The sequence below is a fragment of the Natronomonas sp. genome (assembly GCF_036625485.1).
Lineage (GTDB): Archaea > Halobacteriota > Halobacteria > Halobacteriales > Haloarculaceae > Natronomonas.
The window spans coordinates 1-9,771 of record NZ_JAZKTR010000098.1; the positions used below are offsets into that span (position 1 = coordinate 1).

Here is a 9,771-nt window from a genome sequence, read left to right on the forward strand (position 1 = left end):
GGCCTCGGCGAAGGGTTCGGCGGGGGCGAACATACCCGACGAATCGGGCCGCCGAAACAAAACAACTGGCCCGGATTACTGCGATTCGAACCGGTAGGTCAGTATCTCGCTCGTCTCGTCCCACTCGAAATCGCCGGGATGGACCTTCTCCATGCGCTTCTTATAGGCGTCCAGTGACGGCGACCCCTCGCGTTTCGCGTCGGCGTCGGTCAGGTCACCGAGCGTTCGCTCTTCGACGCTCGTCACCTCGAAGGTGGTGCCGTCGACGTCGAAGGTATCGCCTTCCTCGGCGTAGCGGTTGCCGGCGCCGCGGCTGAGTTGTGTGATGTCGCCGTCGAGGGCGGCCTGTTTGACGCGGTCGTTCGGCAGGAGTGCGTCGGCATCGATGCGTGCCATATCCGTGTTTATGGGCGCCAGCCCCTTATACGGATATTGTAGTCAATCACCGGTCATCGCCAGTCCCTGTCGGCTATGACCGGCAAATCGTTACGATATCCGTATCAACCGATGAGGCCGCCCAACGCGCCGCCGATGGCGCTGTCGACCGCAAGCAGGAAGGCGATGAGCGCGATGACGGCGAAGACGCCGAGGCCACCTAACGCACCGACCGGCCCGCCGATGGCGGTCCCGACGACCGTGACCAGCAGGCCCGCGAAGATGGCGATGAGCAGTCCGCCGAGCGCGCCGGCCACCAGCCCGTGCCACGCGCCGCTGAGGACGCCGCCACCGGCGATCAGACCGGCGACGAAGCCACCGACCAGTCCCGCGCCGACGTGGCCGACGACCGGCAGCGCGAAGGCGAAGAGTCCGGCGACGATGCCGACGAGAGCGCCGATGAGGACGGCACGCCAGTTCGTCATGGCCACCGGTAGGCCGCCGTCGCGCAAATGGCTGTCGGCCGTCTCGTGTCGACCCGTTCGGTCGCTTCCGGCCCAAGAGGGAGTGTGCCGCCCGTACGCGAGACACGCTTCTTATAGGGGCGGACGACCAAACGTGGGTATGCACTTCGAAGACCTTCCGACGACGCCCCGGTCGGAGGAGCTGGTCGACAAGGCGTTCTCGCGGGCGGCGCGCGCGGGGCGAGCCAAGCAGGGGATCGAGGCCCAGGAGTCGATGCTCCAGACCTCGGCCAACATCCTGTCGGACAACCTCCAGAACGTCGTCACCTCGTGGCCCGATTTCGAACTGGTCGACGACTTCTACTACGAACTCGCCGACGCGACGCTCGCCGAGACCGACGTCGGCGGCATCGACAACCTCCGCCAGCACCTCTCGTCGGTGATGAGCGCCGGCCGCCAGATCGAGCACCTCAAAGAGGAGTACCACGGCCGCATCCGCAACGCCGACAGCGACACCGCCCGAAAGCTCCGCAAGCAGGCCTTCGCCCGCCTCGCGGACGTGACCGAAGGCGTCGCCGACGACCTGTTGGCCATCGGCGAGGCCCGCGACGCGCTGAAGGTCCTGCCCGACATCCGGGCCGACGAACCCGCCATCGTCGTCGCCGGCTATCCGAACGTCGGCAAGTCCTCCTTCGTCAACGACGTGACCAACGCGCGCAACGAGACGGCCTCGTACCCCTACACGACGACGGGCATCAACGTCGGCCACATCGAGCGAGACCACATCCGCTACCAGTTGGTCGACACGCCCGGCGTCCTCGACCGCCCCTCCGAGGAGCGGAACGCCATCGAATCGCAGGCCGTCTCCGCCTTGGAGCACCTCGCCGACGCCGTCTTATATATGGTCGACGCCAGCGGGGCCTGCGGCTACCCGCTGGAGGACCAGCTCGAACTGCTCGACGAGGTCGAATCGCGGTTCGACGTGCCGGTCATCGTCGTCTGCAACAAGTCGGACCGCTCGACCGACGTCGAGGCTGATCACTACATGAGCATCGAGACGGGCGAGAACGTCGAGAACGTCCTCGACGCCATGATCGACGCCGTCGGCTACGAACCCGAACTGCCGTTCGAGGAATAGCCGCCACGCTTTCGTTTCGGCGTCCGTGATTTTTCATCGACGAACTATCGAAGCCCTCAGCACGCACTCTGTCAGCCTGCTGTACGGACATCCTCCCCTGCGTTCAGGGATGGAACACTCGCCTGTTGGGAACCTCGAACCCCTACGTAGTGGTTGTTACACCGAATGCGTCCCCGCTTATCGGCGGTCTGCGACCCGGTCGTGAATCCGGTCTAGGATCTCTTCAAGTGGGATGCCTTCGGTCTCGATTTGACGGAGGGTTCGATGTACCTCGAGGTCGAGGTGCGAGCTGAGAACGACAAAGGCCCCACCTGTGGCGGTGACACGGAGTATCCAGTGGGCGACCGAGCGGACCGGGGGGAGGCTGGTGTCGGTGTGGACGACCGCGATTCGCCACGCCTGTTCGCGGCCTTCCGTCATCGAGCGGAGCGTGAGAGTCTCGTCGAGGCGGCCGAAGACGGCGTCTACGTCGTCGATTCCGGCCGCGTAGACGTCGGCGAGCGCCTCCTGCTGGGCGTCGACGAGTCGAGCGAGGATACCGTCGATGGCGCTGTGGTCCGCGTACTTCTGTGAGCGGTTCGGGTCGATGCCGACGTCCTCGAGGGTCAGCGCGAGGTCGTAGTTGATGTGGGCGTTCACGCCGAGGAACGCGTCCTGCATGAGGAGGTTCTCGCCCGCGACGGCGCTTCCGAAGGCGACCCGCCACGGGTCGGGGACGGCGTCGACGTCGCCGCGTTCGAACGCGTTAAAGGCACGACGGTAGTAGTTCGCGAACGTGACGAGATACTCGCGCATCCACGCGGGGTCGTCGAACCGGCCGGCTTCGATGCCGTCGTGGACCACGCGGGTCATATCGACGTAGATGGTCAGGAACACCGCCCGTCGGTCGCCGCGCTCTCGAAGCGCCGCTTCGAGTTCGGTGAGACGCTCCGCGGCGCTTTCGGCCGTTCCGTACGGCGTTTCGACCAGATCGAGGAGTTCCCGATCGGCTTCCGATGGCGGCTCGAAGCGCTCGACGTTCCCCCGGACCGCCTCTCGGATGGCTCGAAGGGTCGTCGGATCGAACGGGCGAGCGGCTTGGAAAAAGTCGGTCATGGCGGGGTGAGTATATTTGCCGGGCCTATGCAGGAGCCGTTCACCCGCCACGAGTATAGCTTTCTGGTTCTATCACGGGTCGCGTCACCGACCTCGCCGTCGCGTGGCTCCCGATTCGCCAGCCACGATGGAGGTGACAACTTCCCGAAGATACGAGGACGCCGAAAGGGTTCTCGCCGTAGCAAAACAGGGGTGCCACTCAGGGCAGAAGTGACCGACCGATTCGCGGGAGTACGCCGATGGCGGCCGTCGTAAACGCGATTCCGGCAACAGGCGAGGGGAGTCTATCGCCGAATATCCATCGGTAGCCACGAACCGGTGTGAGCGCGCCCATGGCGATAATCACGTGGGCCGGAATGTCGACGGTCGCGTGTTCGACGGGGTCGTAGTGGGGATTGTAGTTGTCGACGGAGACGGCCCACGAGGTGGGATACTCCCGAATCTGGAGGTGTTCGTTCCGTTTCCGCTCGCGGTAGACCGAGATGGCGCCCTTATGAATCGACCACGGGAAGTTCGACTGCAGGAAGTCGAGGTCAGCCGGTAGCGTCGGCTCGGCGGCCTTCGGCACGGTCACCGACTCCCCGGCGTCGAGAGCACGGACGACCGTGATGGCCTCGTCCCACGACTCGACGGTCCGTCTGTCCATACGTACAGTAGGGGCGGAAAGCGGATAAAATAGCTGGCTGGATGGCCGAACGAGGACGGCTGCGAAGCGGCCGTTCAGTTCGCTGCGGTCGCGTTGTAACTCACACGGACCCGATAGGCGACCGACACCTGGCCGGTGTCGAGTTGCGTATCCGCGCCGGCCGAGCGCTCGGCGACCGCCGCAGCGCCGTCGTAGCTGACCGGACGATACCGCTGTTGGGAGGCGTCGACCGTGGCGACGTTGGTCACCTGCAGGTCACCGTTGGCCGCGATGGCGTCGGCCTGGGTGCGCGCGTCACCCATCGCGTCCTCGATGGCCTCCTCGCGGAGTTCGTCGCGCGTCTCCGCCGAGAGGGTGAACTGGACGGTACCGACCTCGGCGTCGGCGTCGGCGGCCGCGTCGATGACGTCCTCGGCGCGGTCGGGGTCATCGAGCGTCACCTCGAAGGCGTGGACGCCGCGGTAGGTCGGCTGTTCGCGTTCGCCCTCTCGTGGCGGGCGGTGCCGTTCGCGGATGTGGTACTCGGTCGTCTCGTAGGCGGACTCGTTGACGCCGGCCGCCGCGAGTTCCTCGCGGAGGGCATCGGCGTCGGCCGCGAGCGAATCACGCACCGCGCTCGCGTTGTCGCCTTCGGCGGTCGCGGCGACGCGGACGACGGCCTGGTCCGGTTGGGCGTTGGCCTCGCCGGTCGCGTCGACGGTGATCGTTCGGTCGGCGGGACCGCTGGCGGTCCCGTCGTCGTTCGTCGCGGTCACGACTGCGGCGCCGGCCAGTGCCGCGCCCAGAAGCGCGACGACGACGACCAGCACCGGGAGGGCATCTCGTTGCATACACGTCCCTCTCCGTCGGGAGCTCCCCTATAAACGCCGATACGTAAAACGCGTCTTTGAGTCTTAGCCGCGTTCGACCTCGAAGTAGAGCACCTGTACCTCGATATCGAGACCGTGTTCGGTCGCGAGGCGCCGCTCGATAGCGCTTGCGAGGCCCGGCCGTGGGGCATCGGGTGGTACGCCGACGGTGACGACGGCGGTCTCGGGCCGATGGAAGAGGACGTATTCCGAGGTCGTCTCGACCTCCAGTTCGACGAGTTCGTAGCTCTGATAGGCGGGGTCCTCCAGTTCCGTGTTCACGCTCTGGCGGATCTCCTGTTCGGTCGTCGCCGTCTGGTAGGAATCGTAGGTGACGCCGCCGAGGAACACCGAAAGCAGCGCGATGGCGGCGATGAGGACGGCAACCCGCTTGAGCGTCGCGATGCGGGCTTGGTCCCGGCGGAAGAAGTGTTCCGGCCGGTAGCCGGCATACCAGAGGACAAGCAGCGCGGCGAGGTTGATCGAGAGGACGTTGACCGCCACGAGGACCGCGGACCCCACCGCCAGCGCGGGGATGCCGTAGGCGATACCGATGCCGACCGTCGCCGCGGGCGGAATCAACGCGACGGCGATCATGACGCCCACCAGCGCGGCGTTGATGCCGGTCATCAGGCTGAGCGCCCCCGCGACCCCGGCACCGATGGCGACGACCAGCGAGAGGAAGTTGGGCGAGAGCCGTTCTTCGACCTCGGTCAATCCCAGCGGGTCCAGTCCTGGCGGGACGAGATTGGTCACCTGCACGAAGATGGCGAAGGCCGTCGCGGCGACGATAGAGAGGACGACGCCCAGGACCTGGAGGACGACCCCGCGCCGGAAGAGTTCGGCGTCGTCGACGACGCTGCCGACCGCCGCCGTCATCGCGGGGCCGATAAGCGGCGCGATGACCATCGACCCCACGACGGTTGCCGGCGAATTCAACAGGAGACCCGCGGTGGCGATGACCGCCGAGACGACCGTCATCACGACGTAGGTCGGCAGCGAGGAGGCCAGGTCCTCGGCGCGGGCGACCAGTTCCTGTCGGGCGATGCGGTCGCCACCGCTGCCCTCCCCGTTTTCCTCCTCGTATTCCTCTGTTAGGCGTTCGAACTTCTCGGAGACGACCGTCTCCGCGCTCAACACGACCGTGTAGGCCTGCCGGTCGAGACCGACGTCACGCAGTTCCTCCAGGATAGGCTCGACCGCACTCGTCGGCAGCGGGAAGTACGCGACCGCCGTGTACTCCCGGCCGCTCGTCTCGTCGGTGACGACGTAGTCGATGCCCTGCTCGTCGAGGACCTCCAACACCGTCTCTCGCTTGCCGGCCGGAATGGTCACCTGAACGAGTCGCACACCGGCCCTCCGAACGGCACCGCGTTAATCCTGTCGCCGTCGGGGACCCATCACCGCCGAGTTAAACCGAAAGAACGGGCTGGGAGGCGTGGGCGAGGACGTATTCGGCGGCCTTCTCGATGACCGCCTCGGGGTCGCCGGTGACGGGTTCCCGCGGGACGACGACGAAATCCGCATCCAGCGTCTCGGCGACGTCGAGGATGACGCTTCCGGGGTGCTGGGAGAGTCGTGTGACCGAAAAGCCGCAGGCTGACGAATGGGTGACCGGCACCTCGCCGGCGAGGGTGCGGACGGTCGCCATGATGGATTCGGCGCGCTCGGCAACCGAGGCCGCGGAGATGTCGCCGTTGGCCATCGCGTCACCGGCGTTCTCGGCGACGAGATAGACCGCGTGGACGCCCGCTTCGTAGCGTTCGGCGATGGCGGTGGCGTATTCGACGGCATCCATTGCCGCCTCGGAGCCGTCGACCGGAACGAGGACCGTATCGACCTGCATATCGGACCCTCGCTCCGGGTCGTCAAAAAGCTGTGTCCGCGGATACTTTTAAGCCGAGGGCGGGCCGACGGTCAGATATGTTCGAGACGGTGGTAGTTGCGACCGACGGCTCCGAGAGCGTCGCGCGCGCGGTCGATTGTGCGCTCGACCTCTCAGCGAAGTTCGACGCCACCGTCCACGCGCTCTACGTCATCAACGAGGGGCAGGTCGAATCCCTGCCCGAACGGCTCCACAGCGACGTCCGGCAGGCCCTCGACGAGCAGGGCCAGGAGGCGCTGGACGCCGTGCTGGAGGCGAACGAGAGCCGCGAGAACCCGGTCGACCTCGAAACCGCGGTCCGGGTCGGCCGCCCCGCCAAGCAGATCGTCGGCTACGTCCGGGATATCGACGCCGACGCGGTGGCGATGGGCACCCGCGGCCGGAGCGGCCAGCACTCCTTCCTGCTCGGTAGCGTCGCCGAACGCGTCGTTCGGACCTCACCCGAACCCGTCCTGACCGTCCGGCAACTGGATTAACCAGCCGAGACACCGTCACTCACGCGCCGCCGCCGAACGAGGGATTATTCCCCGGGGCGCCCCTCCCGCCGATATGGACGATTGGCTCATCGACGACGAGACCCTCCCCCTCAGCAGGCGCTCCGTGCTGCCGGGCGAGGGCTTCTTTATGCCGGATTCGCTCGACGACGCACAGGTCGAACAGGAGGCCCGTGAGACGCTCGCCGACGCCGACCGCGTGGTCATCGCCGACCCCGATGCCGACGGCCTCGGCTGTGTCGCCCTCATGCGAGAGGCATTCGGCGAAGCCTCGCTGCTGCCCGCCGGCCCGCACGAGATCGCCGACGCCCTCGAATACGTCGGCGAGTACGCCGAACCCGGCCTCGACGTCTACGTCTGCGACCTCTGTCCGGATTCGGAGTACGACATCGAATCCCTGCCGCTGGTGGCCGAACTCGCCGACTCGGTCCGCTGGTTCGACCACCACCAGTGGGACGACGAATACGCCGAACTCGTCCGCGAACACGCCGAACTGGTCGTCGGCAACTCCGACGAGGAGTGTACGACAGACGTGGCGCTCCGCTCGCTGGATTACGACTTCGACGACCGCTTCGTCGACCTCGCGAAGGTCACCCGCGACCACGACCTCTGGATCCGCGAGGACCCCCGCAGCGACGACCTCGCGGATTACTCCCACTGGGCCGAACCCGAGGAGTACATCGAGACGGTTCTGGAACACGGTGCCGACCTCCCCGGCGACGTGCAGGACTTCCTCGAAGAACGGCGCGTCGAGAAGGAGGCCCTCATCGAGAAGGCCGTCGACCGCGCCGAGTACAAGGTCATCGGCGACTGGACGGTCGGCGTCACCTACGGCCGCTGTTCGCAGAACGAGGTCGCCGAGGCGATGCGCGAGGACGGCGCAGACGCATCCGTCATCGTCAAACCCGCCGGCTCAGCGTCGATTCGCGGCACCGACGCCTTCGAGCGCTGCCACGAGGTCGCCGCGCAGGTCAACGGCGGCGGCCACCCGAAAGCCGCCGGCTGTAAGCCCGACATCTACGACGACATGCTGGATTACGCCCACCACTGGACGACCCGCGGCGCCATCACGAAGCAGGTCATTCTCGACGGCTTCCGGCAACTGGACGACGAGGAACCGGAGACGGACGCGTAGAAACGGTCGCTCTCGTCGCTATTCCGCGACGACCCACTTATCGGAGTAGGTCGTCCCGCAGGCACAGGCCGCATAGGCGTGGACCACGTCGCCCTCGGCGTAGATGCCGCCGACGGCCTCGTTCTGTTCTTCGGCGAAGGCGAAGACGAACTTGACGTAGTGGTCTCCCGGGTCATCGCCCACATCGGGACAACTGCCGCTTGTGCAGTCGTCGGCGATGTCGCCGTCGGTCTGCATCGCCTGCCCGGCGAAATCCATCGCATCGAGGCCGGTCGCGCTCTCGAAGGCGGCCTTGCCGTCGTCGCCCGGCAACACGAGGACGACGCCGTCTTCGACGCGCGTGCCGATTTCGAGCAGGTCGTCGATGGAGCCGACGCCCTCCTCGTGGAGGTAGATGAGGATGTCGTCGGGCCGCTCACCGCGGAGGAAGGCGTCGTAGAGGGCGCTTTTGCCCTCGCCGTCCTCGCTCATTCGTCGAGGTCCTCCGCTATCGAGGCGAGGCTGTCGTCCGGCGTCTCGGCGACCCGGTAGACCGCGTCCTCGCCGGGCGCCCGGAGGCCATACTGCTCGCCGTCGACGACGATATCGACGAGCGCCGAGCGGCCGGCTTCGAGACCCTTCTCGTCGACCCATTCGCCCAGACGGTTCTCGCCGTCGCGTTCGCGGGCGAGACGCACGTTCTCGTAGAGACCGCGAACCTCGACCTCGTCGTCCAGGCCGACCTGCACGTCGGCGTGGTAGGTCGTGTTCCCGGCTTCGACGCGGACGACGCCCTCCGGCATCGTCCCCTCGGGGACGACGATTCTCGGGCGGTTCAACGCGCCAGCCTGCTCTATCGACGCACGGACGGTTTCGACACCGTCTGAAGAAAGGCTCGGCATGAAAGATGAACCGCGGTCGTTACTCGTCGTCCTCGCCGCCGAGGAGGTCCTCGATGGACTCCTCGCCCTGTTCGACGATGCTGGCGTTGATCTGTCGCGTGTCGTCGGAGATCTCGGCGCCCCGAACCGTCACGCGCTTGCGCTCGCCGTCGACGGTCGGCTCGAAGCCGACGCCGCCCTCCAGCAGGATCTCGGCCGTGTCCGTCCCGGCGACGTCCTCGCGCATCGGTCGGCCCGACGTGTCGGAGCCGCCCGTGATTTCGAGTTCGTAGCCCGAGAGACCGAGCGCGTCACCGTCGACGGTTTCGCCGATCGAACGGCCGATGAATCGGTTCGCGTCCTGTCCGTCCACCTCGAAGGAGTACGTAGTGCCGTCCTCGTCCCCGACGACGACCTGAAAGTCTGCCATACGGGATGACACTCGGTGCGGCGGCAAAAGGGTATTGAAACGGATTGGTGGATGGTCGTTTCCCGATTCGGTTTATACTCGTCCACTTCGGCTCGCTTTCGGGTGTTTTGTTCTGCTGGGGTGGTGTTCTTCGGTGGTTTATAAATAGAGCGTGGTGACCTCCTGACCGCAACGACATAGAAAGCCCTCGGCGCGCTGGCGGTCGCTAAGCAGGATACCCTCGCTTCGCTCGGGTAGTGCCTGCTTAGTGACTCCCCTCCGGCGCCAGCGTGCCTCGCCCTTTCAATCCACCAGGAACCGCACAGCCCTGCCCTTCCCCGGGTCGCGAGGGTCGCCACGGGCGACCACTCGCTCCCGGCCGAATGCCCTTATAAATGGCGCGCGCTGGCCGACCGCCGCGA

The 9,771-nt window shown here is 66.4% G+C and carries 13 protein-coding genes; 3 read left to right on the top strand and 10 right to left on the bottom strand.

Annotation, left to right across the window (positions count from 1 at the left end; genetic code table 11):
* Nucleotides 1-75: 75 nt before the first annotated feature.
* Nucleotides 76-396 (bottom strand): ASCH domain-containing protein, encoded by a 321-nt coding sequence (locus tag V5A53_RS10155; protein ID WP_332313492.1) that lies wholly within the window; start codon nucleotides 394-396, stop codon nucleotides 76-78.
* A 104-nt stretch (nucleotides 397-500) separates the two neighbouring features.
* Entirely contained in the window at nucleotides 501-860 is a 360-nt protein-coding gene (locus V5A53_RS10160; protein WP_332313493.1) for a DUF5518 domain-containing protein, read from the bottom strand.
* 139 nt (nucleotides 861-999) lie between these two features.
* On the opposite strand from V5A53_RS10160, the gene V5A53_RS10165 reads away from it, so the two are divergent.
* Nucleotides 1,000-1,977, top strand: a complete 978-nt coding sequence (locus tag V5A53_RS10165) for an NOG1 family protein (RefSeq protein WP_332313494.1) — start codon at nucleotides 1,000-1,002, stop codon at nucleotides 1,975-1,977.
* A 177-nt stretch (nucleotides 1,978-2,154) separates the two neighbouring features.
* On the opposite strand, the gene V5A53_RS10170 is transcribed toward V5A53_RS10165, so the two are convergent.
* The 5 genes from V5A53_RS10170 to V5A53_RS10190 all read right to left on the bottom strand — a co-directional run bounded on the left by V5A53_RS10170 (nucleotide 2,155) and on the right by V5A53_RS10190 (nucleotide 6,412).
* On the bottom strand, nucleotides 2,155-3,072 hold the full coding sequence (locus tag V5A53_RS10170; RefSeq protein ID WP_332313495.1) for a DUF5995 family protein: 918 nt from the start codon (nucleotides 3,070-3,072) through the stop codon (nucleotides 2,155-2,157).
* Between the two features lie 199 nt (nucleotides 3,073-3,271).
* A complete protein-coding gene (locus tag V5A53_RS10175; protein WP_332313496.1) occupies nucleotides 3,272-3,718 on the bottom strand; it encodes a hypothetical protein in 447 nt (148 codons plus the stop codon).
* A gap of 74 nt (nucleotides 3,719-3,792) precedes the next feature.
* Nucleotides 3,793-4,548 carry an SIMPL domain-containing protein gene (locus V5A53_RS10180; protein ID WP_332313498.1) on the bottom strand — a complete coding sequence of 252 codons (756 nt, stop codon included), beginning with the start codon at nucleotides 4,546-4,548 and terminating at the stop codon, nucleotides 3,793-3,795.
* A gap of 63 nt (nucleotides 4,549-4,611) precedes the next feature.
* Nucleotides 4,612-5,916, bottom strand: coding sequence for a TIGR00341 family protein (locus V5A53_RS10185; protein ID WP_332313499.1), 1,305 nt, complete (start codon nucleotides 5,914-5,916; stop codon nucleotides 4,612-4,614).
* A 61-nt stretch (nucleotides 5,917-5,977) separates the two neighbouring features.
* Nucleotides 5,978-6,412 (bottom strand): universal stress protein, encoded by a 435-nt coding sequence (locus V5A53_RS10190; protein WP_332313500.1) that lies wholly within the window; start codon nucleotides 6,410-6,412, stop codon nucleotides 5,978-5,980.
* 77 nt (nucleotides 6,413-6,489) lie between these two features.
* Between V5A53_RS10190 and V5A53_RS10195 the strand changes: the two genes are divergently transcribed.
* Both V5A53_RS10195 and V5A53_RS10200 read left to right on the top strand, forming a co-directional pair.
* The gene (locus V5A53_RS10195) at nucleotides 6,490-6,927 is read left to right on the top strand and encodes a universal stress protein (RefSeq protein WP_332313502.1); all 438 of its coding nucleotides are present in this window, start codon (nucleotides 6,490-6,492) and stop codon (nucleotides 6,925-6,927) included.
* A 73-nt stretch (nucleotides 6,928-7,000) separates the two neighbouring features.
* Complete coding sequence (locus tag V5A53_RS10200; RefSeq protein ID WP_332313503.1) at nucleotides 7,001-8,080, top strand: DHH family phosphoesterase; 1,080 nt, start codon at nucleotides 7,001-7,003, stop codon at nucleotides 8,078-8,080.
* 18 nt (nucleotides 8,081-8,098) lie between these two features.
* On the opposite strand, the gene V5A53_RS10205 is transcribed toward V5A53_RS10200, so the two are convergent.
* The 3 genes from V5A53_RS10205 to V5A53_RS10215 are packed head-to-tail and all read right to left on the bottom strand — an operon-like array spanning nucleotide 8,099 to nucleotide 9,370.
* The gene (locus V5A53_RS10205) at nucleotides 8,099-8,551 is read right to left on the bottom strand and encodes a DUF5807 family protein (protein WP_332313504.1); all 453 of its coding nucleotides are present in this window, start codon (nucleotides 8,549-8,551) and stop codon (nucleotides 8,099-8,101) included.
* Nucleotides 8,548-8,961: a DUF7112 family protein gene (locus tag V5A53_RS10210; RefSeq protein WP_332313506.1), complete on the bottom strand. Its 414-nt coding sequence runs from the start codon at nucleotides 8,959-8,961 to the stop codon at nucleotides 8,548-8,550. The genes V5A53_RS10205 and V5A53_RS10210 overlap by 4 nt, the downstream gene beginning before the upstream one ends.
* A 19-nt stretch (nucleotides 8,962-8,980) precedes the next feature.
* The gene (locus tag V5A53_RS10215; protein WP_332313507.1) at nucleotides 8,981-9,370 is read right to left on the bottom strand and encodes a 30S ribosomal protein S6e; all 390 of its coding nucleotides are present in this window, start codon (nucleotides 9,368-9,370) and stop codon (nucleotides 8,981-8,983) included.
* Nucleotides 9,371-9,771: the final 401 nt, after the last annotated feature.

Bases quoted from the DNA above. Each gene is read 5' to 3' on its own strand.
- V5A53_RS10165 (WP_332313494.1), top strand. From the start codon at position 1,000: ATGCACTTCGAAGACCTTCCGACGACGCCCCGGTCGGAGGAGCTGGTC.
- V5A53_RS10190 (WP_332313500.1), bottom strand. From the start codon at position 6,412: ATGCAGGTCGATACGGTCCTCGTTCCGGTCGACGGCTCCGAGGCGGCA.
- V5A53_RS10195 (WP_332313502.1), top strand. From the start codon at position 6,490: ATGTTCGAGACGGTGGTAGTTGCGACCGACGGCTCCGAGAGCGTCGCG.
- V5A53_RS10155 (WP_332313492.1), bottom strand. From the start codon at position 396: ATGGCACGCATCGATGCCGACGCACTCCTGCCGAACGACCGCGTCAAA.
- V5A53_RS10215 (WP_332313507.1), bottom strand. From the start codon at position 9,370: ATGGCAGACTTTCAGGTCGTCGTCGGGGACGAGGACGGCACTACGTAC.
- V5A53_RS10160 (WP_332313493.1), bottom strand. From the start codon at position 860: ATGACGAACTGGCGTGCCGTCCTCATCGGCGCTCTCGTCGGCATCGTC.
- V5A53_RS10170 (WP_332313495.1), bottom strand. From the start codon at position 3,072: ATGACCGACTTTTTCCAAGCCGCTCGCCCGTTCGATCCGACGACCCTT.
- V5A53_RS10210 (WP_332313506.1), bottom strand. From the start codon at position 8,961: ATGCCGAGCCTTTCTTCAGACGGTGTCGAAACCGTCCGTGCGTCGATA.
- V5A53_RS10175 (WP_332313496.1), bottom strand. From the start codon at position 3,718: ATGGACAGACGGACCGTCGAGTCGTGGGACGAGGCCATCACGGTCGTC.
- V5A53_RS10200 (WP_332313503.1), top strand. From the start codon at position 7,001: ATGGACGATTGGCTCATCGACGACGAGACCCTCCCCCTCAGCAGGCGC.
- V5A53_RS10205 (WP_332313504.1), bottom strand. From the start codon at position 8,551: ATGAGCGAGGACGGCGAGGGCAAAAGCGCCCTCTACGACGCCTTCCTC.
- V5A53_RS10180 (WP_332313498.1), bottom strand. From the start codon at position 4,548: ATGCAACGAGATGCCCTCCCGGTGCTGGTCGTCGTCGTCGCGCTTCTG.